Source organism: Roseovarius pacificus (assembly GCF_900142665.1).
Taxonomy (GTDB): Bacteria; Pseudomonadota; Alphaproteobacteria; order Rhodobacterales; family Rhodobacteraceae; genus Roseovarius; species Roseovarius pacificus.
Window position 1 is genome coordinate 432,735 of record NZ_FRBR01000001.1, and the last position, 23,295, is coordinate 456,029.

Sequence of the window (23,295 nt, forward strand, 5' to 3'; positions counted from 1 at the left end):
AACTCATGCCCCCCATCCCCCCCTCCAACAAGGCGCTGGTGCCTTTCGTCAGCGTCGAGAACATGATGAAACTGGTCCACCATATCGGGATCGAGCCGATGCTGCGCGGCCTCGCGGCGTATATCGAAGACGATTTTCGCCGCTGGGAGTTGTTCGACAAGACCCCGCGCATCGCCAGCCATTCCGCCGAGGGCGTGATCGAACTGATGCCCACCTCGGATGGCGAGGTCTATGGTTTCAAATACGTCAACGGCCACCCCAAGAACACCAAGGAGGGCCTGCAAACCGTCACCGCCTTCGGCCTGTTGGCGAATGTCGGCAATGGCTATCCGGTGCTGTTGTCGGAAATGACGGTGCTGACCGCCCTGCGCACCGCCGCCACCTCGGCCATGGTGGCCAAACACCTTGCCCCCAAAGGCGCGGATACGATGGCGATGATCGGCAACGGCGCGCAATCGGAATTCCAAAGCCTCGCGATGAAGGCGATCTGCGGGCTGAAATCCGTGCGTCTGTGGGACATCGACCCGGCAGCCACACACAAGGCCGCCCATAATCTCAAGGGCTTGGGGCTCGATGTTCATGTCAGCGACAGCGCCGAGGACGCGATAGAAGGCGCGCAGATCATCACCACCTGCACCGCCGACAAGCAATACGCCACGATCCTCAGCGACAACATGATCGGCAGCGGCGTACATATCAACGCCATCGGCGGAGACTGCCCCGGCAAGACCGAACTGGCCCCCGGCGTCCTGCATCGCTCGGAGATTTTCGTGGAATATCCCGAACAAACCCGGATCGAAGGCGAGATTCAGCAACTCGCCCCCGATCATCCCGTCACGCAGATGTGGGAGGTGATCAACGGTACCAAACCGGGCCGTACCAGTGCGGGCCAGATCACCCTGTTCGACAGCGTCGGTTTCGCCATCGAGGATTTCAGCGCCCTGCGCTATATCCGCGACCATATCGGCGGCACCAATCTGTATCTGGAACTCGATCTCCTGGCCGATCCGGACGATCCGCGTGACCTGTTCGGCATGGTTCAGCGGGCGGCGCCCTAAGCCGCCTGTTCGAGCAACGCGATCAAGTCGCCCTCTGACAGGTTGACCGGGTTGCCCTTCATGGAGGACGACACCGCCGCCGCCTCGGCCAGAGCGGCGTAATCGCTTGATTTCACGCCCATATCCGAAAGCCCCGGCAACCCGGCGCGCGCCGACCATTCGGCCAGGTGTTGCGGGGCGTTATCGGGCGCACAGTCCAGCGCCAGCGCGATCCAGCCCCGGATTTCTGCCAGCCGCTTCGCCAATACTCCCGTCGCACCCTGCGCATTGCGCATCAGCACGAAGGGCAACAACCGCCCACAGACAGCCCCGTGCGGCGCCCCCGATAGCCCGCCAACCGGCCCGGCCAGCCCATGCACCGCCCCAAGCCCCGCATTGGCCAGCGCCAGACCGCCACACAGGCTGACCCATGCCATTTCGTCCCGCGCCACCGCATTCTCGCTGTCGATCAACGCCCGCAGCGCCGACAGCCCGCGCGGGATCGCATCGCGGCACAGCGCATCGGTCAGCGCATTGGCCTTGCGGCAGACATAGGGCTCGATCACCTGCGTAATCGCATCGAGCCCGCTGGCCAGCGTCACCGCACGCGGTGCACCATCGGTCAGCGCGGGGTCGACAATCGCCAGATCGGCCAGCATCCGGTTGTCCCGCAGAGACACCTTACGCCCGGCCTGCGGCACCCCGATCACCGCGTTCTTCGTCACCTCCGCCCCCGTGCCCGCCGTTGTCGGCAGCGCAACGAAAGGCAAGGGGTCATGATCGAGCGGCAGACCCTGCCCCACGACCTCGAGATGCTCCAGCATCGGCCACGTGGCGGGCACGAGCGCGGCAATCGCCTTGCCCGCGTCGATCACCGCACCGCCGCCAAGCGCCACCACCACTTGTGCACCATCGGCACGCGCGGCTTCGACGCCCTGTTCGATCAAACCGATATCCGGCTCGGACGGGCAGGAAAACGCTTTCACTTCGCCCCCCGCCTGCGCAATCGCTTCTGTCAGCCAATCCGCCCGCCCTGCATTGGCCCCGTGAACCAGCAACACCTTGCGCCCAAAGCCAAGCACCGCATCGGCGGCGCCCTGCGCCTGCCCCCTGCCGAACCGGATTTCGCCAGCGGTCAAGACATTGAATGCCGTGATGGTCATCGCGCGCCTCCTGTCCTGAGGACCGTTGTGACATGGACGCGCCCCACACGAAACCTCCGAACAGGAAAAAAGGGGCGTCCTGGGACGCCCCCTGAGGTTCACGAAATCAGGCTCACTCTTTATACCGCCCGGTTTCTGCCTGCGGCCTGATCCGCGTTCAGGGCGAGCGCACCCGCCCCGGAAAAGGATGGGTCGAAGCACATAGTCCGCCCCCACCCTGTCTCGTCGGGGCCGTGGGCAACATACGCCCGGTGGCCCCTACGCACCCCCGGTCAGGGGGCACGATCCACTCAGCTACACCCGCTTGTCGCGCCGCAGGTGTTGCATTTCATGCAGGTGCCGTTGCGCACCAGCGTGTAGTTAACATGGTCCAGCTTTGTCAGGCTCAGAGGATTACCCTTTCGACTTTAGGTCTGGGCCGTCGCAGCTCCTGCTGAAAAACATCAAGCTGAACAATCCTCTGCGCCTTTTTTACATAGTGAACGTCCGAAAACGCTCGGTGAGCCAACTGGACAGCATCTATTTGTCTGTCTTTAAGCGCTACTCCACATTGAAAGAACACCGCTGCAAGATTGGCTTCCAACTCTTCGACCGTTGGAGGCACGTTAGACATACCGTTAGGTCCAGAGAACAGTTGGAAGTTCTTTGTTATCGCGCCTTTGGCATGATGATCCAAAGTCAAATGGCCGATTTCGTGAGCAAGAATATAGTTTGAGAGCTTGCAGCCCCTCCTTGCGTTTTCCCAAAGTCTTTCATCTGCGCTCAGAGTGACATAGTCACCCAACACCACGATGCCTGCTTTACGTTTGTAGTCCTCCAATAATTCTGTGCGATACGTCTTTAACTTCCACGTTTCGCTTTCTTCACATATCGCTGCCCACGCGTCGGGCACCTTAAAGAACTCGCCGTCATCGTAGAGTTCCCGCCTCAGCCATAGCATTTCCTACCATATTTTCACGGCGCGGGAAGTAGCAAGTGTAGGCCTGCGTTTCATCGCCGCTACTCCTCAGCTACACCCGCTTGTCGCGCCGCAGGTGTTGCATTTCATGCAGGTGCCGTTGCGCACCAGCGTGTAGTTACCGCATTCGCCGCAGGCCTCACCCTCATAGCCCTGCATGCGGGCCTTGGTGCGGGCGTCCATGCTGACGCTGCCCGAGGCCACAGCCGTGGTCGTGGTCGAGGTGGCAGCGACGGTGGCACTGACCGTTTCCGGCACCAGCGTTTGCAGCGTCTCGACAGGGTCGCTGCCGCCATTCAGGGCCACCGCGCCGGATTGCCCGCCATTCAGCACCACCAGTTCCTGCGGCAGGCGCTTGCGCAGATAACCCGTCGAACTGATCTGCTTGAGCACCTCCAGCGAGCGCGAGGCGGCGGCATCGCTCATCTCCGAAATATTGGAGACGCCCTCTTCCTCGCCGCGGCCCAGATCGTCAAAGCTGGCGCCTTGCGGCTTCACATGGGCCAGATCGGTGCGGTCCAGATAGCTGACGGCGAGTTCGCGGAAGATGTAGTCGAGGATCGAGGTGGCGTTCTTGATGCTGTCATTGCCCTGCACCATGCCCGCCGGTTCGAACTTGGTGAAGGTAAAGGCATCGACGAACTCTTCCAGCGGCACGCCGTATTGCAGGCCCACCGACACGGCGATGGCGAAATTGTTCATCATCGCGCGGAATCCGGCGCCTTCCTTGTGCATGTCGATGAAGATCTCGCCAAGGCTGCCGTCTTCGTATTCGCCGGTCCGCAGGTACACCTTGTGACCGCCGACAATCGCCTTCTGGGTGTAGCCCTTGCGCCGCTCCGGCATCTTGGTGCGCTGCGACTTGATGATTTCCTTGATGACGACCTTCTCGACGATCTTTTCGGCCAGAACGGCGGCCTTTTCCTGTGTCGAGCCGCTCTCCAGTATCTCGGCGGCCTCCTCGTCATCCTCGACAAGGCTTGCGGCCAGCGGCTGGCTGAGCTTGGAGCCGTCGCGATAGAGCGCGTTCGCCTTCACCCCCAGGGACCAGCTGAGTTCATAGGCCTGCTGGCAATCCTCGATGGTGGCATCGTTGGGCATGTTGATCGTCTTCGAGATCGCCCCCGAAATAAAGCTCTGCGCCGCCGCCATCATGTAGATATGGCTGTCCACGCTCAGGTAACGCTTGCCCTTCTTGCCGCAGGGGTTGGCGCAATCGAAGATGTGGTAATGCTCGTCCTTCAGGTGCGGCGCACCCTCCAGCGTCATCGTCCCGCAAACGTGGTCGTTGGCGGCTTCGATATCGGCCTTGGAATACCCGAGATGCGCCAGCATGTCGAAGGTCGGGTCGTTCAGCTTCTCCGCCGGGATACCCAGAACATTGGTGCAGAATTCTTCGCCCAGGGTCCACTGGTTGAACACGAAGCGGATGTCGAAGGCCGAGCCGAGCGCGTTATCGACCTTTTCCAGTTCGTTGGGCCCGAACCCATGCCCCACCAGCGACGTGTGATTGATCCCCGGCGCATTGCCGATGGTGCCATGGCCCACCGCATAGCTGACGATTTCCTCGATCTGGGCCGAGCCATAACCGAGTTGCTCCAGCGCTGCGGGAACCGACTGGTTGATGATCTTGAAATAACCGCCCCCGGCCAGCTTCTTGAACTTCACCAGGGCAAAGTCCGGCTCGATCCCGGTGGTGTCGCAATCCATCACGAGGCCGATCGTGCCGGTCGGCGCAATCACCGTGGCCTGTGCGTTGCGATAGCCGTGCTGCTCACCCAGCTTCAGCGCCTCGTCCCAGCTGGCCATCGCCAGATCGACCAGCCGCGCATCGGGGCAGTTTGCCAAATCCAGCGGCACCGGCTTGACGGCCAGCCCTTCGTAGCCTTCGGTCGCGCCATAGGCGGCATTGCGGTGGTTGCGGATGACGCGCAGCATGTGCTCGCGGTTGCGCCCATAGCCTGCGAACGGCCCCAGTTCCCCGGCCATTTCGGCGCTGGTGGCATAGGCGACACCCGTCATGATCGCCGTCAGCGCACCGCAAAGCGCGCGCCCCTCCGCCGAATCATAGCCATGGCCCATGTTCATCAGCAGACCGCCGATATTGGCATAGCCCAGGCCGAGCGTGCGAAACTCATAGCTGAGCTGCGCGATTTCCTTCGACGGGAACTGCGCCATCATCACCGAGATTTCCAGCGTCACCGTCCACAACCGCGAAGCGTGCACATAGCTATCCGCGTCGAATTGGCCGTCCTTGTAGAACCGCAACAGGTTCATCGAAGCCAAGTTGCAGGCCGTATCGTCAAGGAACATGTATTCCGAACAGGGGTTCGAGCCGCGGATTTCCCCGTCTTCCGGGCAGGTGTGCCACGCATTGACGGTGTCGTGATACTGGATGCCCGGATCGGCACAGGCCCACGCGGCGTGCCCCACGTCTTCCCACAGGTCGCGCGCCTTGATGGTCCTGGCGACGCTGCCATCGGTGCGGTTGATCAGCGCCCAGTCATCGTCGTTCTCGACCGCCTTGAGGAAGGCATCGGTCACGCGGATCGAGTTGTTCGAGTTCTGCCCCGACACCGAGGCATAGGCCTCGGAATCCCAGTCGGTATCGTAGGTCGGGAACTCGATGCTGTCATAGCCCTGCCTGGCATAATCCAGCACACGCTTGACGTAAGTCTCGGGAATCTGAACCCGCTTGGCCCCGCGAATGGCGTCTTTCAGTTGCTCGTTCTTCCTGGGATCGACGGCGTCTTCATTACTGCCGTCCCAGGCCCGGATCGCGGCGAAGATTTCGTTCAGCTTCTGCTCGTGCATCTTCGAGCCGGCGACGATGCTGGCGACCTTTTGCTCTTCCTTCACCTTCCAGTTGATGAATTCCTGGATATCGGGGTGATCGGCGTCGCAGATCACCATCTTGGCGGCGCGGCGCGTGGTGCCGCCCGACTTGATCGCACCCGCCGCGCGGTCGCCGATCTTGAGGAACCCCATCAGGCCCGAGGATTTGCCACCGCCCGACAGCGCCTCGCCTTCGGCGCGCAGGCTGGAAAAGTTCGTACCGGTGCCCGAACCGTATTTGAACAGGCGGGCCTCGCGCACCCACAGATCCATGATGCCGCCATCGCCGACCAGATCGTCGCCGACCGACTGGATGAAGCATGCATGGGGCTGCGGGTGCTCATAGGCGCTGCTCGATTTGGTCAGGTCGCCCGTTTGGTAATCCACGTAATAGTGCCCCTGGCTGGGGCCGTCGATGCCATAGGCCCAATGCAGGCCGGTATTGAACCACTGGGGAGAGTTCGGCGCGGCCATCTGATCGGCCAGCATGAAGCGCATTTCGTCGAAATAGGCGCGGGCATCCTCTTCGGTGCTGAAATAGCCACCCTTCCAGCCCCAATAGGCCCATGCGCCTGCCAGACGGTCGAACACCTGTTTGGAGCTCGTCTCACCGGCAAAACCCTTGTTGTCCTTGGCGGGAACCGAGCGCCACAGGAACTCGGGCACATCCTTTTCCTCGACGCGGGTCAGCTTCTGGGGCACGCCAGCCTTGCGAAAGTACTTCTGCGCGATCACGTCGCTGGCCACCTGACTCCAGCTGGCGGGCACTTCGACGTTGTCCAGCTTGAAAACAGTCGTTCCGTCCGGATTGCGGATTTCCGAACTGGTGGTCACGAAATCCAACGCAGCGTAAGCGTCTTGCCCGGCTTTGGTGAACTTTCTTTCAATTTTCATGTTCTAGCTGCCCCATAATTCAGCGTTTTCACTTCACGAATGCCTGGCACACGGCACCTGACCGCCGCCGCAACCGACAAAACATCCCCGCCGTGATCGACAGATCGTCACGGTTCTACATGGCCCGGAATGCACCGGGTATGTTTGGGGTTAAGTCCCTGATCCGCCGATGCGCACTATATGTTGTGGCTTTCCGACCGATGGACACAATCTGGCGTATTGCACGGCCTCTGGTCAACGGCTTTTTTGCGGAATTTTGCTGAAAAAAATGTTGACCTTAGCCGTTCGTGAAGATTGCCGGGCGCAGCGCGCGATTCATCCACAGACCGGATCGCCGTACCAAGGCTCGGCCAATATCCCGTATACTATCCCGGAAAGACCTTCCTGCATAAGTGGTTAGCACAATATTCTCATATGAAGCTTCAAGTGCAGCCCAGCCAAACCGGCTTGTGCGACTCATGCCGGAACGGAAATTATCCACCGGTTGACTGCAACATCTTGTGGATAAGATCTTTTCTGGCCGCTACGGAGAGTGTGTCGGCAAAATCACCGGCCAAATGATCTCCGCCACCCGAAATCAGGGCAAATTGCCCATGATTTCCCCGGAACAGAGAAAATGAACCACTACATCTTGTGATTTGGTCGGGGCGGCGAGATTCGAACTCACGACCCCCTGTACCCAAAACAGGTGCGCTACCAGACTGCGCTACGCCCCGAACCGGGGATGTGCATACTCGGCCCGCGCAGGATTGAAAACCCCTAACAGGGCCAGGCCGCCACTTGCGCGTCAATTGACGGGTGTTGCATCTGGCTGCCCTCGGAAATTCCAAGCTGGCGTGCCAGCCCGCCATTGATTTCCAGGACATACTGAATATCGCGCCCGCCCATGATCGGACGCTCGTCATGCGGTTGCGCACGATGATGAACGCGACGCACCGTACCGGTACGGTCGGCAAAGATCATGTCCAGTTCGATCAGGGTATTCTTCATCCAGAACCCCACTGACCGGGGCGCCGGATAAACGAACAGCATGCCCGCGCTTTTGGCCATCTGTTCACGATGCATCAGCCCTTGGGCGCGTTCCTCGGCATCATCGGCCACCTCGACGGTAAAGCCGGCCTGGCCCCAGTCGCCGCGCAATGCCACGCGGTCATCACGGCATTCTCCGGCCAGCGCCGCAAAGACGGACGCCAGCCAGAAAAAACATGAGGCAAGCCCTAATCCGAGGACTTTTTCACAGCCATTTCCCATCCACACACCTCCGTGGCCATCCGGCCACGTTTACCCTCTATAACCCGAATGGCCAGAGCTTCGCCGGGTTGCAGATCCGCCAGCCCGGAACGCCGCAGGACTTCGACATGCACAAACACGTCTTCGTCCCGGCCAAAGGTGTTCGCAAAGCCAAACCCCTTGCCTTTATCGAACCATTTGACGCGTGCGGGCTCAAGCGGAGCCGAGCGGATAAGTTCCGGATCAATCTCATCGAGATCGCTCAGGCCCGTACTTTCGCTGTCCTCAGGCGGCTCTATGCTGTGCACTTCAATCGCCTGAACACCGCGCTCGGTATCTTGCACGTCAATTTCCACCCCCGCCCGGTCGGCAACCGAACTCTGGCCGAAATTGCGCAACACATTTGCATGCAGAAGAATATCAGGACCGCCTTCATCGGCGACAACAAATCCAAACCCCTTTACCGGATCAAACCACTTAACGCGTCCTTTTACTCTGCGGATACGTTCATTTTCCTTGGTCACTTTGTTCCTACCTAAACAGTCTTCATCCCCACGAGACCAGATTTAGTCTTGCGCTATATCACCGCCCCGTTGCAAGCAAAAATTCCATTTATATTCAGGACTTTGCATTTTACGAAACGTGAATATCAAGGATTCAGACGCGATATTTCCCATTCATTTTCATATTCTTCACGGCGCCAGACGAACCTGTCATGCAGTCTGAAAGCGCCATCTGCCCAGAATTCGATCTCAACCGGCTCGATTCTGAAACCTCCCCAAAAGGGGGGTCTCGGCGGATTTGTGCCCTTCTGAGCGGTTACCTTCGCCACTTCCGCCATCAACGCCGTGCGCGACGCAAGCGGCTGCGACTGCTTCGAAGCCCAGGCCCCGAGCCTACTCTTTAAAGAACGCGAGGCAAAATAGTCGTCAGCCTCAGGGCCGTCCTCGCGGACGACCCTGCCCCGCACGCGAAGCTGACGTCGCAGGGATTTCCAGTGGAGCACGATCGCCGCCTTGCCGGCGTATTCGAGCTCACGCCCCTTGGCGCTGCCGTAATTGGTGTAAAACCAGAACCCGTCATCACCTATCTCTTTCAGCAACACCATGCGTACATTTGGCAAACCGGTTTCATCCACGGTGGACAGGGCCATCGCATTGGGATCGTTGATCTCGGTTTCGGTGGCGTCCGACAGCCAGCGGCGGGCAATCTCGAAAGGATTGTCGCCCGCAAAAATACCGGTTCTGTCCGTCATGTTCATGCCTTCCAACCTACCCATACGATTGTGCGCCAAGCGCCTATCCCACCTCATTGACCGATGCAAGCCAGCAAGCCATCCTCCGCACAACATGCAGCGCTGACCGTATAAAACGCAAGGGGCTCGAAACAGGCTTTCCCTTGATGCCTCATGAGCGATCGCCTAAAGGATTTCGGAAGAACCACAGATGGGCCGAGGGCAAGAAATGTCAAATCAACTAATGGCGGGCAAGCGCGGTCTGATCATGGGCGTCGCAAACGACAAGTCGATCGCCTGGGGAATCGCCAAAGCCTGCGCCGATGCCGGGGCCGAACTGGCCTTTACCTATATGGGCGACGCGTTCAGGAAACGGGTCGCGCCGCTGGCCGAAACTCTTGGCGTCGCGCACATGTTCGATTGTGACGTATCCGATCCGGCCTCGATCGACACGGCGTTTGCCGAAATCGAAAAGGTCTGGGGCAGGATCGACTTTCTGGTTCACGCAATCGGCTTTTCCGACAAGAACGAACTGCGCGGCCGCTACGTGGATACCAGCCGCGACAATTTCCTGATGACCATGGATATCAGTTGCTACAGCTTTACCGCCGTCATGCAGCGCGCCGAGAAACTGATGACCGACGGCGGCAGCGCTCTGACGCTCACCTATTACGGTGCCGAACAGGTGATGCCGCATTACAATGTCATGGGCGTCGCCAAGGCCGCGCTCGAGGCGTCGGTCAAGTACCTGGCCGAGGATCTGGGCAAGGACGGCATTCGCGTCAACGCGATTTCCGCCGGCCCGATCAAGACCCTGGCCGCCAGCGGGATCGGCGATTTCCGCTATATCCTGAAATGGAACGAACTGAACTCGCCCCTGCGCCGCAACGTCACCACCGAGGATGTGGGCAGGTCCGCGCTGTATCTGCTCTCGGATCTCGGCAGTGGCGTCACGGGCGAAAACCTGCACGTGGATGCCGGGTACCATGTTGTCGGCATGAAGGCCGTCGACGCCCCCGATATCGACGCAACCTCCTGACGCCGGAGCCCGCCCCTTGGACGCAGCCGCGCTCATAGCTTTCAACCTCGCGATACTCGGTGCGCTGGTCTCTCCCGGCCCCGCGATGATGGCGATGCTGCGCGCGGCATTGTCCGGCGGACGCAAGACCGGACTGGCCTGCGGTATCGGGCTGGCGTTTGGCGCCGTCAGCTGGAGCGCACTGGCCGTTCTGGGCCTGACCGCACTGTTCGCGGTGGCCCCGTGGGCCTTTCTGACGCTGAAACTCTGCGGCGCCGCCTATCTGATCTGGCTGGCGGTGTCGCTGTGGCGCAATGCCAGCACCCCGGCCGATGCAACTCCCCCGCGCGGCGTGAACGGCTTCCGGCTGGGATTGTTGACGAACTGGGCCAATCCCAAGGTCGTGGTTTTCATCGCGGCCATTTTCACCACCGTGTTCCCGGCCATGCCCACCGGGGCCGAGGCGCTGCTGGTTCTGGTCAATCACCTGATGCTGGAAATCCTGTTCTATGCATTGCTGACACTGGGCCTGACCATTCCCGCCATTCAGCACGCCTATCTGAAATTCAAAGCCGTGTTCGACCGGGCGGCGGCCGCCGTTCTGGGGGTCATGGCGTTGCGCGTCGCCACCTGAGCGCGCCAGACCACCCTCTGCCAGACCGAAAGGACCACCCGATGACCGACCGCCTGCCCCACGAAAAAGGCTTTCACGTCAGCTGGGACCAACTGCACCGCGATGCCCGCGCCCTCGCCTGGCGCCTTCAGGACACCAGCCCCAGGGACGGCTGGCGCGCCGTGGTCGCCATCACCCGCGGCGGCATGGCCCCGGCGATGATCGTCGCGCGCGAGTTGGACATTCGCGCCGTCGATACGATCAGCGTGAAATCCTACAACCATCAGGCCCAGTCCGAGCCGCGCATCATCAAGTCCCCCGATATCGACCTGGTCGGCGATGGCGAAGGCGTGCTGATCGTCGACGATCTGGTCGACACAGGGAAAACGCTCGAAGTGGTCCGCGCCCTCTTGCCCAAGGCGCATGTGGCCACCGTCTATGCCAAGCCGATGGGCCGTGAGATGGTCAATACCTTCGTGACCGAAGTCAGCCAGGACACCTGGATATTCTTCCCCTGGGATATGGCCCTGCAATATGTCGAACCCTATCGCGGGACCTGACCACCGACACGCCAAGGAGACCGGGATGAACACCACGCCTCGCACCGCCAGAACCTTTTCGCCCCCGGTGATGGAGGCGCGCCGCTGGCTGGAGGGCGTGGATTTCCCACCCGAACGCCCGCTGATCAATGTCAGTCAGGCCGCCCCGGTCGATCCGCCGCCCGAACCCCTGCGCCAGATCATCGCCGAGGCCGCCCTGCGCGATCCGCAAGCCCATCTTTACGGCCCGGTTCTGGGCCGTCCCGACCTGCGCGACGAAGTGGCCAGCCAATGGTCAACGGCCTATGGCGGCACGTTGGACGGGCACAATGTGGCCATCACCTCGGGCTGCAATCAGGCGTTCTGCGCGGCCATCGCCACGCTCTGCACCGACGGGGACGAGGTGATCCTGCCCACGCCATGGTATTTCAACCACAAGATGTGGCTCGACATGTCAGGGGTGCAGGCCACGCCTCTGCCCGCCGGGGCCGAATTGCTGCCCGACCCCGACGAGGCCGCGCGCCTGATCACCGAGCGCACCCGCGCCATCGTGCTGGTCACCCCCAACAACCCCGGCGGGGTGGAATACCCCGCTGATCTGGTGCAGGCCTTCTACCGGCTGGCACAGGATCGCGGCATCGCCCTGATCGTCGATGAAACCTATCGCGATTTCGATGCCCGCCCCGGCGCGCCGCACGCGTTGTTTGCCGATCCCGACTGGGACAAGACCCTGATTCAGCTTTATTCCTTCTCCAAGGCCTACCGCCTGACCGGGCATCGCGTCGGCGCCATCGTGACCAGCCCCGCGCGGCTGGCCGAGGTCGAGAAATTCCTCGACACGGTCACCATCTGCCCCAACCAGCTGGGCCAGATCGCGGCGCTTTGGGGGATGCGCAACCTGTCGCAATGGCTGGCGGGCGAACGGGCCGAAATTCTGGATCGCCGCGCCGCGATCCATGACAACATGCCGGACCTGGCCGCGCAGGGCTGGCGCCTGATGGGCTGCGGCGCCTATTTCGCCTATCTGCGCCATCCCTTCGCCATACCCTCGAACGACCTTGCCCCGGCACTGATGCGCGAGGCGGGCGTCCTGCTGTTGCCCGGCACCATGTTCCAGCCCGCAAACAGCCCTGCTGGCGCACGCGAGGTCCGCATCGCCTTTGCCAATGTCGACCGCGACGGGATCACCGCCCTGTTCCGACGCCTGGCCGGTCCGGGCTGGCCTCTTGCCCCTGCCCCGGACAGCGCGTAGACAGTCCCGACTATTGATTTCAACGCCGTCTGACGGGGGGCCGCATGGCAGCCAAGAGCATCTCGAAAACGCTGGTCTGGATTCTGATGGGTCTGCTGATCCTCGGGCTTGGGGGCTTTGGCGTCACCAACCTCTCGGGCGGCGTCAGCAGCATCGGCAGCGTCGGCGACACCAGGATCGACATCAATGACTATGCCCGCGCCCTTCAGTCCGAAATGGATGCCCGTCAGGCCGCCACCGGGCAACCGATGACCCTGCAACAGGCTCGCCAGAACGGCGTCACCGATGCGGTTTTGGCCCGGATGATCGCCATTGCCGCGCTCGATGACGAAACGGCCCGCCTCGGCATTTCCATCGGGGACGAAAACCTGCGCCAGCAAATTCTGGAAATTCAGGGGTTTCAGGGTATCAACGGCACGTTCGACCGCGAAGCCTATGCATTTGCACTGGATCGCGCGGGCCTGAGCGAAACCCAGTTCGAGGAAAACATGCGCACCGAATCCGCGCGTGCCATCCTTCAGGGCGCGGTCATGGCCGGAATTACCGCACCCGAAGGCTATATCAGGCCGCTGATGACCTATCTGGCCGAACAGCGCGATGCGACATGGGCCATCCTGGACCGCGCGGACCTGCAAACAGGCCTGCCCGACCCGACCGAGGAAGAGTTGCAAGACTATCACCAAAGCCACCTGCCCGATTTCACCACGCCGACGGTCAAGCAGATCACCTATGCCTACCTGACGCCCGAAATGATCATCGACAGCGTCGAGGTGGATGAACAGGCGCTGCGCGATGCCTATGACGAGCGGATCGAGGAATACCGCCAGCCCGAACGCCGCCTTGTCGAACGTCTGGTCTTTGCCGATTCCGACAGCGCCAGTGCGGCCCTTGCACGGATCGAAAACGGCGAGATCGGCTTTGAAGCTCTGGTCGAAGAACGCGGCCTTTCCCTTGCCGATGTGGATATGGGCGATGTCGCCAGGGACGATCTGGCGGCGGGCTCGGACGCGGTCTTTTCCGCCGGGGTCGGCGACGTGGTCGGCCCGCTGGACAGCGATCTCGGCCCGGCGCTGTTTCGCGTCAACGCGATTCTTGCGGCTCAGGAAACCACCTTTGACGAGGCCGAGGCAGAGTTGCGCGACGAGCTGGCCAGCGGCCGCGCCCGCCGCGTGATCGAAACCCGTATCTCGGGCATCGACGACCTGCTCGCCGGTGGCGCCACGCTCGAGGACCTGGGGGCCGAAACCGACATGCAGACCGGCACGCTCGACTGGCATCCCGGCATGAGCGACGGGATCGCCGCCTACGCCGCCTTCCGCAGCGCCGCCGAAGCAGTGAGCGACAGCGACTATCCCGAGGTCATGGACCTCGACGATGGCGGTATTTTCGCACTGCGCCTCGACAAGGTGATCGACCCCGAAATCCAGCCGCTCGACGATGTCCGCCCCGCCGTGGTGGCGGGATGGCGTCAGCAGGCCACCGCCGAGGCGCTCAAGACGCAGGCCGAGGCGCAGATCGAAGAATTGCGCGGCGGCGCCGGCTTTGACGATCTGGGGCTCGAGACACAATCCGCCAGCGATCTGACACGGCAGGGGTTTCAACCCGGAACCCCTCCGGGATTTATCGAAACCCTGTTCGGCATGGACAAGGGCGATGTCAGCGTGATCGAAGCCGATGGCCGCATCTTCGTGCTGCGCCTCGATGACATCCGCGCGCCCGACACCGATACCCCGGAACTCGAGGCGCTTCAGGCGGGCCTGCGCGAACAGGCGGCCTCGGGGCTGTCGCAGGATCTGTTCCAGATACTCGCCAACGACATCCGTGAACGCGCCGGGCTGACCATCGACCAGCAGGCGATCAACGCCGTACACGCGAATTTCCAGTAAGGGGCATCTGACGTGGAGCTGACACCCTCTTTCGAAGACTTCGCCAAGGGGTTCGAGGCGGGCCGCAATCAGGTGGTCCATGCCCGGCTGGCCGCCGATCTGGACACGCCTGTCTCGCTCATGCTGAAACTGACCGGCGCGGCGCGCGATGCCTTCATGCTGGAATCGGTGACCGGCGGCGAGGTGCGCGGGCGCTATTCGATCATCGGAATGAAACCCGACCTGATCTGGCAATGCCACGGCGAAACCAGCCGCATCAACCGCGCCGCACGCTATGACAGCGACAGTTTCGGGGATCAGGACGGCCATCCCCTGGACAACCTGCGCGCCCTGATCGCTGAATGCAAAATCGACCTGCCCGATGACCTGCCCGCCTCCAGTGCCGGGCTTTACGGCTATCTGGGCTATGACATGATCCGGCTGGTCGAACACCTGCCCGATGTAAACCCCGACCCGTTGGGCCTGCCCGACGCGCTGATGATGCGCCCCTCGGTCGTGGCGGTGCTGGACGGAGTCAAGGGCGAGGTGATCGTCGTCGCCCCCGCATGGGCCGGCAATGGCCAGTCGGCGCGCGCCGCCTATGCGCAGGCCGCCGAGCGGGTGATGGACGCGGTGCGCGACCTGGACCGCGCCCTGCCCCGGCAGGCCCGCGATCTGGGGGATGCCCACGAAGACGCCCCGCCGGTGTCGAATTTCACCCGCGAGGGCTACAAGGCCGCCGTCGAGAAGGCCAAGGAATATATCCGCGCAGGCGACATCTTTCAGGTGGTGCCCAGCCAACGCTGGACCCAGCCCTTCCGCCAGCCGCCCTTCGCGCTCTATCGCTCGCTGCGGCGCACCAACCCGTCGCCCTTCATGTTCTATTTTAATTTCGGCGGCTTTCAGGTGGTGGGCGCGAGCCCCGAAATCCTTGTGCGCGTGATGGATGGCGAGGTCACGATCCGCCCCATCGCCGGCACCCGCCCCCGCGGCCAGACCCCGGAAGAGGACCGCGCCAACGAGGCCGATCTTCTGGCCGACCAGAAAGAACTGGCCGAACACCTGATGCTGCTCGATCTGGGGCGCAACGATGCGGGGCGCGTATCGAAAATCGGCACCGTGCGCCCGACCGAGGAATTCATCATCGAACGCTACAGCCACGTCATGCATATCGTGTCGAACGTGGTAGGTGAACTGGCCCCGGATCAGGACGCGCTGTCGGCGCTGCTGGCCGGGTTGCCCGCCGGTACGGTTTCGGGTGCGCCCAAGGTTCGCGCGATGGAGATCATCGACGAGCTGGAGCCGGAAAAGCGCGGCGTCTATGGCGGCGGCGTGGGATATTTCAGCGCGGGAGGCGACATGGATGTCTGCATCGCCCTGCGCACGGCAGTGGTGAAGGACGAAAAGCTTTATATTCAGGCCGGTGGCGGCGTCGTCTATGACAGCGATCCCGAGGCCGAGTACATGGAAACCGTCCATAAATCCAACGCCATACGCCGTGCCGCCGCAGATGCGGCGCGCTTTGCCGGGGATGGCAACGGCTGAACGCATCTTGATACAGGTCAAAGATCAGACAGCGGCATACCTTTAGACAGGACATCGAATTCGGATTTTCGAATGTTTTGAAAGGAAACCGCGATGACACCCTTTACCCGCCTCCTGGCCGCGCCCGCGCTGGCCCTCGGCCTCAGCCTTGCGCTGCCCCTGCCCGCGATGGCCGACAGCCTCGGTGCACTGCTCGAAACCTCGGTGATCGAGGCCGACCTGCCCAAGAAAAAGACCAACGCCACCTCGACCTATATCACCGCCGCCGAATCGATTGCCCTGCTGGCCGAACGCGATGACGTGGCGCTGGTCGATATCCGCAGCCCCGAGGAAACCATGTTCGTCGGCTATGCCACTGAAACGGATGCCAATATCCCGTTCAAGCTGGTCAATCCCGATCATCCCTACAACGCCGAGAAAGGCGCCTATGGCATGATCGACAATCCCGCCTTCCTCGACCAGATCAAGGGCTTCATCGCCGCAAACGATCCCTCTGCCATCCTGATCATCTGCCGCTCGGGCTCGCGCAGTGCAGCAGCGGTCGATGCGCTGGTCAAGGCCGGGATCGAAACCCCCGCCTATACCGTTGTCGACGGGTTCGAGGGCGATAAATCGGACATCGGGCAGCGCACGGTGAACGGCTGGAAAAATGCCGGGGGTGACTGGACCTACAAGATTCGCGACGGGCTGATGCCCGCCCCGGCGGCACAGTAAACGCTTGTCAGCCATGGCGGCCTGAGGCATCAGGTGCGCCATGGCCCGTCTTATCGCCTTCAACAAACCCTACGGGGTGCTGTCGCAGTTCACCGACAAGGGCAACGCCGACAGCCCGCGCGCCACGCTGTCCGATCATATCGACCTGCCGGGGGTCTATCCCGCCGGGCGGCTGGATCGCGACAGCGAGGGGCTGTTGCTGCTGACCGACCACGGCAAGCTGCAAGCACGCATCTCAAGCCCCCGTTTCAAAACGGAAAAAACCTATCTCGTGCAGGTCGAGGGACTGCCGGACGATGCCGCGCTGGAGGCCCTGCGCAACGGCGTCACGCTCAAGGACGGGCCGACGCGCCCGGCCCGTGCGCGCCGGATCGACCCGCCCGATATCTGGCCGCGCAATCCGCCCGTGCGGTATCGCAAATCGGTTCCCGATTGCTGGATCGAACTGACGATCACCGAGGGCCGCAACCGGCAGGTCCGGCGCATGACGGCGCATGTGGGTCACCCCACCCTGCGGCTGATTCGCTGGCGGATCGGTGGGTGGAGCCTCGACGGGCTCGCACCCGGAGACTGGCGGGACATTGCCGAAAATCCGCGTCGGTAAAACGTCGGTATCGCATCGGTATCCTGTCGGTGCCGCCCGCGTTATCGCCCGCGCAGCACCGCCGATACCGGCGCAAGGGCCACACTGCTGGCCCGGTCCTGCAATCCCCACAGCAAAAGCGCACTGATCGTGTCGGGGCGCAAACGCCCCACCATGACCACCCCGTTTTCGTCCTGACCCGCCTTGAAGGCGGCCTGATCCAGAAAGCGGCGGATGACAGTGGCGTCCTGCCCCTTGGCATCGAAATCGCGGAACACGGTGGTCGAGGGCACGCCCTCTTTGGCGATCAGCTTCTGTGCGGTGTTCAGCCCCTGGGGATACATCACCAACCCATGACCGCTGTCCAGCAGGATCGCGGCCAGTTGTTCGCTGGCCTCGCGGTTCGATTGCAGGTCGGCGCCCGGAACTTCGAACACCGCCACGGCCTCGGGAATAACGGCCATCTGCGCCTGGATCGCCACCTCGGTATCCGTGGCGCTCGCGCCCGGCGGCAGGTCGGCCATGGCCAGCACCTCGAACCCCGCATCGCGATATTTCCGCGCGGCCTCTGCCGCGCCGGGCCAGCCGGGATCGACGGCGAAACTGACCGGATAGGGAAAATCCGACAGCGCCTCCAGCCCGATCCCGCTGCCGCCGTCGTCGATCAGAACAATGGACATCAGCGGCTTGTCGTCGGGATTGTCGAACGGGACGGCGAACCGTTCCAGCGGCGGGCGCATATCTTCCTCAGTAGCGGCGCTATCGGTTTCCGCCCCCTCCTCTTCGGGGGCAGTCGCTTCGGGGTCGTCGGTCACCGAGGGCAATCGCCCGGTGGTCACGCCCTCGGCCATATTGTCGAATATGCCGGTACGGGGGGCATCCTCATCGTTCGCCTGATCGCCGGCGGCATCTTCGTCCTGTCCGGGTGCGTCGTCCGGCATCGCCTGTTCCTCGTCCGTATCCTCCTGCGGCACCTGTAGCACCGGCGGTTGCACCTCGGTCGTTTCCGGGGGCGTATCCTGCGCGGGCTCCTGCATCGGCTCTTCGCTGGCCTCCCCGGCCTCCGGTGAGTCCGGGGCATCGAACGCCCCACCCTCTTCGATCTCGGGCGGCGCGGGCTGTGCCGGTTCGGTCGAGATCGACAGCTCGCCCTCGCCTGCGGGGGCCTCGGGGGCCATGGATTGCGGGCTGGGCAATACCGGGCTGTCGCTGTCCACCTCGACGCCCGCAGCGTCCTCTCCCGCGGCGGGTTGCGACATCCCGCTTTCGGGCTGGGCGGTTTCGGGCTGGCCCGCCGGGGCCATATCGGCCCCCTGCAACGAAGACAGGTCATCGGGTTCCGGGGCCGTCACCCGTGGCGTGCTGCCTGCGTCGGGGGCCTCCTGCGTGGCGGGCAGTTCGACCTCCCGGTCTTCTCGCGACTGGTCGAACTCCGACCCGGCCGGCACCTCCAGCGCGGCGGCGTCGGGCGGGCCCGATACGGGCGGTCCGTTCAGCACCGAAACGGTGCCCACCGCCACCCCGGAAACCACCGTTCCCACAAGGAATCCAGAAAAAAGCCCGCGTGCCACTGCCTTTGCCCCCTGTATTTGCGTTTTCCCAGCTATGCGCCCCTTGACGGTGCCGCGCAACCCTGAACATGTATACCGCGACCGCACCGCTGGCCTCCAGCCCCCTTGGCGTAAGGACAGGCAAAATGCTGCTTTTGATAGATAACTACGACAGTTTCACCTATAATCTGGTGCATTATGTCGGTGAACTGGGCGCCGATGTCGTTGTGAAACGCAATGATGCGCTGAACGTGCAGGAGGCCATGGGCATGAACCCCGCCGGCATCCTGCTGTCGCCCGGCCCCTGCGATCCGGACCAGGCGGGTATCTGCCTTGCCCTGACCGAGGCCGCCGCCGAAACCGGAACGCCCCTTCTGGGCGTGTGCCTTGGCCATCAGGCCATCGGACAGGCGTTCGGCGGCAAGGTGGTGCGCCATTCCGAGATCGTGCATGGCAAGATGGGCAAGGTGCATCACACCGGCAAGGGCCTGTTCGCGGGCCTGCCCTCGCCGTTTCAGGCGACGCGCTATCACTCGCTGGTGGTCGAGCGCGCAACGTGCCCCGACGTGCTTGAGATCACCGCCGAACTCGAAGACGGCACGATCATGGGTCTGCAACACCGCGAATTGCCGATCCACGGCGTACAGTTCCACCCCGAGTCGATCGCCTCGGAACATGGCCATGCGCTGCTCAGGAATTTCCTCGACATGATGAAGGTGCCCGCATGAGCGACCGCCTCAAACCGCTGATCGGCGCCGCCGCCGAACGCCCCCTGACCCGCGACGAGGCCGAGGCCGCATTCGCCTGCCTGTTCGAGGGCGAGGCGACACCGGCGCAAATGGGCGGCTTCCTGATGGCGCTGCGCACACGCGGCGAAACGGTGGACGAATTCGCCGCCGCCGCCGCCGTGATGCGCGCCAAATGCAACAAGGTGGCCGCGCCCGCCGGGGCGATGGACATCGTCGGCACCGGCGGCGACGGCAAGGGCACGCTGAACATTTCCACCGCGACGGCCTTCGTTGTGGCCGGTGCGGGTGTGCCGGTGGCCAAGCACGGCAACCGCAACCTCAGTTCCAAATCCGGCGCCGCGGATGCGCTGGCCCAGATGGGCGTCAATGTCATGGTCGGCCCGCAGGTGGTGGAACAGGCCATGCAGGAGGTCGGGATCGCCTTCATGATGGCGCCGATGCACCACCCGGCCATGGCCCATGTCGGCCCCGTGCGCGCCGAACTGGGCACGCGCACGATCTTCAACATCCTCGGGCCACTGACCAATCCGGCGGACGTCAAACGGCAGTTGACCGGGGCTTTCGCCCGAGACCTGATCCGCCCGATGGCCGAAACGCTGGGGCAGTTGGGCTCGGAACGGGCCTGGCTGGTGCATGGCAGCGACGGCACCGACGAGATGACGATCACCGGCGTCACATGGGTGGCGCAACTGGGTGAAAACGGCGATGTCACCGACGCCGAGATGCACCCCGAAGACTTCGGCTTGCCCGTGCACCCGTTCGAGTCCATCCTCGGCAGCACGCCCGAAGACAACGCCAACGCGTTCCGCGCCCTTCTGGACGGCGCGTCCGGCGCCTATCGCGACGCGGTGTTGCTGAATGCCGCCGCCGCGCTGGTGGTGGCGGGCCATGCCGGCGACGTCAGGGAAGGCGTCGCGCAGGCCATTGAGAGCATCGACAGCGGCGCGGCACGCGCCAAGGTCGAAACCCTTGCCAAGATCACATCGGAGGCCGCATGAGCACCCCCACCATTCTCGAAAAGATCAAGGCGTACAAGCTGGACGAAATCGCCGCCGCCAAGGCCGAGCGCCCGCTGGACGAGGTCGAGGCCGCCGCCCGCGACGCGGGCGAGGTGCGCCCCTTTGCCGACGCGCTGCTGCAGGCCAGCAAGCAAGGCTATGGCCTGATCGCCGAAATCAAGAAGGCCAGCCCCTCCAGGGGCCTGATCCGCGAGGAGTTCGATCCTGCCGCGCTGGCCACCGCCTATGCCGAGGGCGGCGCGACCTGCCTGTCGGTCCTGACCGACACGCCCAGCTTTCAGGGTGCGCCCGAATTTCTGGGACAGGCCCGCGCCGCCTGTGACCTGCCGGTCTTGCGCAAGGATTTCATGTACGACCCCTATCAGGTGGCCGAAGCCCGTGCCTGGGGCGCGGATTGCATCCTGATCATCATGGCCTCGGTCAGCGACGCACAGGCCTCCGAACTCGAGGACGCCGCCACCGCATGGGGCATGGACGCGCTGATCGAAGTGCATGACGAGGCCGAACTGGACCGCGCCGCGCAACTCTCGTCGAAAATGATCGGCATCAACAACCGCGACCTGAACACGTTCGACACCACGCTCGACACCACACGCACCCTGTCGAAACTGGTCCCCGTGGACCGCATGATCGTCTGCGAAAGCGGCCTGTCCACACCCAAGGACCTGTCGGATATGGCCATGTATGGCGCGCGCTGCTTCCTGATCGGGGAATCCCTGATGCGTCAGGACGATGTGGCTGCCGCCACGCGCACCCTGCTGGCCAATCCGCTGACCGCCGGGGGCATGTGAATGGCCGGCCTCACGCATTTCGACGGCAAGGGCGATGCGCATATGGTCGATGTCTCGGACAAACCGGTGACATCGCGCGTGGCCGTCGCCGCCGGATCGGTCAAAATGGCGCGTGACACCTACGACATGATCAGCGACGGACGCGCCAAAAAGGGCGACGTTCTGTCGGTGGCCCGTCTGGCGGGCATCATGGGAGCCAAGAAAACCCCCGAGCTCATCCCGCTCTGCCACCCCCTGCCCGTTAGCAAGGTCTCCGTGGAACTGGCGCTCGATCCCGACCTGCCCGGCGTGCAGATCGAGGCCACGGTCAAGACCACCGGCCAGACCGGCGTGGAAATGGAGGCCCTGACCGCCGTCAGCACCGCCGCGCTGACCGTCTATGACATGGTCAAGGCCGTGGACAAGGCGATGGAAATCGGCCGTATCCGCGTCAAGCTGAAGGATGGCGGCAAATCCGGACGGTACGAGGCCACATGATCACCGTTAACGAGGCGCTGGACCACCTGTTTTCGCTGGTGACGCCACTGGACACCGAAGAGGTTCCGCTGATCCGGGCCGCAGGCCGTGTGCTGGCCGCCGATGCGGTGGCCCGGCGCGATCAGCCGCCCTTTGCCGCCTCGGCAATGGATGGCTATGCGGTGGACGGGTCCGCCGTGCGCCCCGGCGCGCAGTTCACCGTGATCGGCGAGGCGGCGGCGGGCCATGGCTTCGAGGGCCGCGTCGGCACGGGGCAGGCCGTGCGCATCTTTACCGGCGCACCGGTGCCCGACGGCGCGGACCGCATCGTCATCCAGGAAGACGTCACGCGCGAGGGCGAGCGGATCACCCTTGGCGACGATCTTGGCGACAATACCCACCTGCGCCCCGCCGGGGCCGATTTCAGAACCGGCGACCGGATCACCGCGCCGCGCATTCTGGGCCCGGCGGATATCGCGCTTCTGGCGTCGATGAACGTCGCCCATGTGCGTGTCACCCGCAAGCCGCAGGTCGCGCTGATTTCCACCGGCGACGAGTTGGTGATGCCGGGCGAAGAGCCGGGGCCGGATCAGATCATCGCCTCGAACACCTTCGGCCTCAAGGCGATGCTGGACGGCATGGGCGCAGAGGCCCGTATCCTCCCGATTGCACGCGACACGCGCGCCTCGCTGGAAGCCGCGTTCGATCTGGCGCGCGGGGCCGATCTGGTGGTGACCATCGGCGGGGCCTCGGTGGGCGATCACGATCTGGTGGGCGACGTGACCGAAAGCCTCGGAATGCAACGCGCGTTCTACAAGGTGCGGATGCGCCCCGGCAAACCGCTGATGGCGGGCCGGATGGGCGGCGCGGCGATGATCGGCCTGCCGGGCAACCCGGTTTCGGCCATAGTCTGCGGGCATGTGTTTCTGGCCCCGGCGATCCGCGCGATGCTGGGCCTCGGGGCCGAGAGCGCGCCACGCCTGAGTGCGCGCCTAGCCCATGACCTGCCCCGTGGCGGCCCGCGCGAACATTACATGCGCGCCGATGTCCGCGACGGCACAATCGCGCCTGCCGAGCGGCAGGACAGCGCATTGCTGAGCGTGCTGGCGGGCGCCAACGCCCTGATGATCCGCCCCGCCGACGACGCCCCGCGCAAGGCCGGCGACGTGATCGACTACCTGCCGCTGTAAAGGGGGCGCTGCCCCCGTCGCCGCAAGCGGCGACTCCCCCGGAATATTTCTGGCAAGAAG

General features: G+C 63.3%; 21 protein-coding genes and 1 tRNA gene. 14 read left to right on the forward strand and 8 right to left on the reverse strand.

Annotated features, from left to right (window positions below):
* The first annotated feature begins 5 nt into the window (after positions 1-5).
* Positions 6-1,058, forward strand: a complete 1,053-nt coding sequence (locus tag BUB53_RS02110) for an ornithine cyclodeaminase (RefSeq protein ID WP_073032159.1) — start codon at positions 6-8, stop codon at positions 1,056-1,058.
* Here the strand turns inward: BUB53_RS02110 and BUB53_RS02115 are convergent.
* From BUB53_RS02115 to pdxH, 7 genes are all read right to left on the reverse strand, one after another.
* Positions 1,055-2,194 carry an iron-containing alcohol dehydrogenase gene (locus BUB53_RS02115; protein ID WP_373285762.1) on the reverse strand — a complete coding sequence of 380 codons (1,140 nt, stop codon included), beginning with the start codon at positions 2,192-2,194 and terminating at the stop codon, positions 1,055-1,057. The genes BUB53_RS02110 and BUB53_RS02115 overlap by 4 nt on opposite strands.
* A 391-nt stretch (positions 2,195-2,585) precedes the next feature.
* The gene (locus tag BUB53_RS02120) at positions 2,586-3,140 is read right to left on the reverse strand and encodes a hypothetical protein (RefSeq protein WP_073032163.1); all 555 of its coding nucleotides are present in this window, start codon (positions 3,138-3,140) and stop codon (positions 2,586-2,588) included.
* A gap of 66 nt (positions 3,141-3,206) precedes the next feature.
* Positions 3,207-6,887 (reverse strand): vitamin B12-dependent ribonucleotide reductase, encoded by a 3,681-nt coding sequence (locus BUB53_RS02125; RefSeq protein WP_073032165.1) that lies wholly within the window; start codon positions 6,885-6,887, stop codon positions 3,207-3,209.
* Between the two features lie 639 nt (positions 6,888-7,526).
* Positions 7,527-7,603 (reverse strand) — tRNA-Pro (locus BUB53_RS02130).
* Positions 7,604-7,646: 43 nt separating this feature from the next.
* On the reverse strand, positions 7,647-8,138 hold the full coding sequence (locus BUB53_RS02135; RefSeq protein WP_073032167.1) for a DUF192 domain-containing protein: 492 nt from the start codon (positions 8,136-8,138) through the stop codon (positions 7,647-7,649).
* Positions 8,105-8,641: a cold-shock protein gene (locus BUB53_RS02140; RefSeq protein ID WP_073032169.1), complete on the reverse strand. Its 537-nt coding sequence runs from the start codon at positions 8,639-8,641 to the stop codon at positions 8,105-8,107. The genes BUB53_RS02135 and BUB53_RS02140 overlap by 34 nt, the downstream gene beginning before the upstream one ends.
* Positions 8,642-8,766: 125 nt before the next feature.
* The gene (pdxH, locus tag BUB53_RS02145) at positions 8,767-9,372 is read right to left on the reverse strand and encodes a pyridoxamine 5'-phosphate oxidase (RefSeq protein WP_073033676.1); all 606 of its coding nucleotides are present in this window, start codon (positions 9,370-9,372) and stop codon (positions 8,767-8,769) included.
* 208 nt (positions 9,373-9,580) lie between these two features.
* On the opposite strand from pdxH, the gene fabI reads away from it, so the two are divergent.
* From fabI to BUB53_RS02185, 8 genes are all read left to right on the forward strand, one after another.
* The gene (fabI, locus tag BUB53_RS02150) at positions 9,581-10,390 is read left to right on the forward strand and encodes an enoyl-ACP reductase FabI (RefSeq protein WP_073033677.1); all 810 of its coding nucleotides are present in this window, start codon (positions 9,581-9,583) and stop codon (positions 10,388-10,390) included.
* A gap of 16 nt (positions 10,391-10,406) precedes the next feature.
* Positions 10,407-11,003: a LysE family translocator gene (locus BUB53_RS02155; RefSeq protein ID WP_073032171.1), complete on the forward strand. Its 597-nt coding sequence runs from the start codon at positions 10,407-10,409 to the stop codon at positions 11,001-11,003.
* A gap of 41 nt (positions 11,004-11,044) precedes the next feature.
* Positions 11,045-11,542: a xanthine phosphoribosyltransferase gene (gene gpt / locus BUB53_RS02160; RefSeq protein ID WP_073032172.1), complete on the forward strand. Its 498-nt coding sequence runs from the start codon at positions 11,045-11,047 to the stop codon at positions 11,540-11,542.
* 25 nt (positions 11,543-11,567) lie between these two features.
* A complete protein-coding gene (locus BUB53_RS02165) occupies positions 11,568-12,773 on the forward strand; it encodes an aminotransferase (protein WP_073032175.1) in 1,206 nt (401 codons plus the stop codon).
* A gap of 44 nt (positions 12,774-12,817) precedes the next feature.
* Positions 12,818-14,659 carry a peptidyl-prolyl cis-trans isomerase gene (locus tag BUB53_RS02170; RefSeq protein ID WP_073032177.1) on the forward strand — a complete coding sequence of 614 codons (1,842 nt, stop codon included), beginning with the start codon at positions 12,818-12,820 and terminating at the stop codon, positions 14,657-14,659.
* Between the two features lie 12 nt (positions 14,660-14,671).
* On the forward strand, positions 14,672-16,183 hold the full coding sequence (trpE, locus tag BUB53_RS02175) for an anthranilate synthase component I (protein WP_073032179.1): 1,512 nt from the start codon (positions 14,672-14,674) through the stop codon (positions 16,181-16,183).
* A gap of 93 nt (positions 16,184-16,276) precedes the next feature.
* Positions 16,277-16,897 (forward strand): rhodanese-like domain-containing protein, encoded by a 621-nt coding sequence (locus BUB53_RS02180; protein ID WP_073032181.1) that lies wholly within the window; start codon positions 16,277-16,279, stop codon positions 16,895-16,897.
* A 40-nt stretch (positions 16,898-16,937) separates the two neighbouring features.
* Positions 16,938-17,501 carry an rRNA large subunit pseudouridine synthase E gene (locus tag BUB53_RS02185; protein WP_073032183.1) on the forward strand — a complete coding sequence of 188 codons (564 nt, stop codon included), beginning with the start codon at positions 16,938-16,940 and terminating at the stop codon, positions 17,499-17,501.
* 41 nt (positions 17,502-17,542) lie between these two features.
* Here BUB53_RS02185 and BUB53_RS02190 read toward each other — a convergent pair whose 3' ends face one another.
* Positions 17,543-19,051, reverse strand: coding sequence for a divergent polysaccharide deacetylase family protein (locus BUB53_RS02190; RefSeq protein WP_073032185.1), 1,509 nt, complete (start codon positions 19,049-19,051; stop codon positions 17,543-17,545).
* A 125-nt stretch (positions 19,052-19,176) separates the two neighbouring features.
* Here BUB53_RS02190 and BUB53_RS02195 point away from each other — a divergent pair, with 125 nt between their 5' ends.
* Genes BUB53_RS02195 through BUB53_RS02215 form a run of 5 tightly spaced genes read left to right on the forward strand, consistent with a single transcriptional unit; the run spans position 19,177 to position 23,235 of the window.
* The gene (locus BUB53_RS02195; RefSeq protein ID WP_073032187.1) at positions 19,177-19,758 is read left to right on the forward strand and encodes an anthranilate synthase component II; all 582 of its coding nucleotides are present in this window, start codon (positions 19,177-19,179) and stop codon (positions 19,756-19,758) included.
* Positions 19,755-20,777 carry an anthranilate phosphoribosyltransferase gene (gene trpD / locus BUB53_RS02200; protein ID WP_073032189.1) on the forward strand — a complete coding sequence of 341 codons (1,023 nt, stop codon included), beginning with the start codon at positions 19,755-19,757 and terminating at the stop codon, positions 20,775-20,777. Before BUB53_RS02195 ends, trpD begins: the two co-directional genes overlap by 4 nt.
* Complete coding sequence (trpC, locus tag BUB53_RS02205; protein ID WP_073032192.1) at positions 20,774-21,589, forward strand: indole-3-glycerol phosphate synthase TrpC; 816 nt, start codon at positions 20,774-20,776, stop codon at positions 21,587-21,589. Before trpD ends, trpC begins: the two co-directional genes overlap by 4 nt.
* Entirely contained in the window at positions 21,590-22,066 is a 477-nt protein-coding gene (gene moaC, locus BUB53_RS02210; protein WP_073032194.1) for a cyclic pyranopterin monophosphate synthase MoaC, read from the forward strand.
* Positions 22,063-23,235, forward strand: a complete 1,173-nt coding sequence (locus BUB53_RS02215) for a molybdopterin molybdotransferase MoeA (RefSeq protein WP_073032196.1) — start codon at positions 22,063-22,065, stop codon at positions 23,233-23,235. The genes moaC and BUB53_RS02215 overlap by 4 nt, the downstream gene beginning before the upstream one ends.
* The last annotated feature ends 60 nt before the right edge of the window (positions 23,236-23,295 follow it).

What these genes read in the sequence shown, in the direction of transcription:
- BUB53_RS02185 (WP_073032183.1), top strand. Translation starts at nt 16,938, where the DNA reads ATGGCCCGTCTTATCGCCTTCAACAAACCCTACGGGGTGCTGTCGCAG.
- trpD (WP_073032189.1), top strand. Translation starts at nt 19,755, where the DNA reads ATGAGCGACCGCCTCAAACCGCTGATCGGCGCCGCCGCCGAACGCCCC.
- trpC (WP_073032192.1), top strand. Translation starts at nt 20,774, where the DNA reads ATGAGCACCCCCACCATTCTCGAAAAGATCAAGGCGTACAAGCTGGAC.
- BUB53_RS02125 (WP_073032165.1), bottom strand. Translation starts at nt 6,887, where the DNA reads ATGAAAATTGAAAGAAAGTTCACCAAAGCCGGGCAAGACGCTTACGCT.
- BUB53_RS02215 (WP_073032196.1), top strand. Translation starts at nt 22,063, where the DNA reads ATGATCACCGTTAACGAGGCGCTGGACCACCTGTTTTCGCTGGTGACG.
- BUB53_RS02165 (WP_073032175.1), top strand. Translation starts at nt 11,568, where the DNA reads ATGAACACCACGCCTCGCACCGCCAGAACCTTTTCGCCCCCGGTGATG.
- pdxH (WP_073033676.1), bottom strand. Translation starts at nt 9,372, where the DNA reads ATGACGGACAGAACCGGTATTTTTGCGGGCGACAATCCTTTCGAGATT.
- BUB53_RS02170 (WP_073032177.1), top strand. Translation starts at nt 12,818, where the DNA reads ATGGCAGCCAAGAGCATCTCGAAAACGCTGGTCTGGATTCTGATGGGT.
- BUB53_RS02120 (WP_073032163.1), bottom strand. Translation starts at nt 3,140, where the DNA reads ATGCTATGGCTGAGGCGGGAACTCTACGATGACGGCGAGTTCTTTAAG.
- fabI (WP_073033677.1), top strand. Translation starts at nt 9,581, where the DNA reads ATGTCAAATCAACTAATGGCGGGCAAGCGCGGTCTGATCATGGGCGTC.
- BUB53_RS02110 (WP_073032159.1), top strand. Translation starts at nt 6, where the DNA reads ATGCCCCCCATCCCCCCCTCCAACAAGGCGCTGGTGCCTTTCGTCAGC.
- gpt (WP_073032172.1), top strand. Translation starts at nt 11,045, where the DNA reads ATGACCGACCGCCTGCCCCACGAAAAAGGCTTTCACGTCAGCTGGGAC.
- BUB53_RS02195 (WP_073032187.1), top strand. Translation starts at nt 19,177, where the DNA reads ATGCTGCTTTTGATAGATAACTACGACAGTTTCACCTATAATCTGGTG.
- BUB53_RS02135 (WP_073032167.1), bottom strand. Translation starts at nt 8,138, where the DNA reads ATGGGAAATGGCTGTGAAAAAGTCCTCGGATTAGGGCTTGCCTCATGT.
- moaC (WP_073032194.1), top strand. Translation starts at nt 21,590, where the DNA reads ATGGCCGGCCTCACGCATTTCGACGGCAAGGGCGATGCGCATATGGTC.
- BUB53_RS02180 (WP_073032181.1), top strand. Translation starts at nt 16,277, where the DNA reads ATGACACCCTTTACCCGCCTCCTGGCCGCGCCCGCGCTGGCCCTCGGC.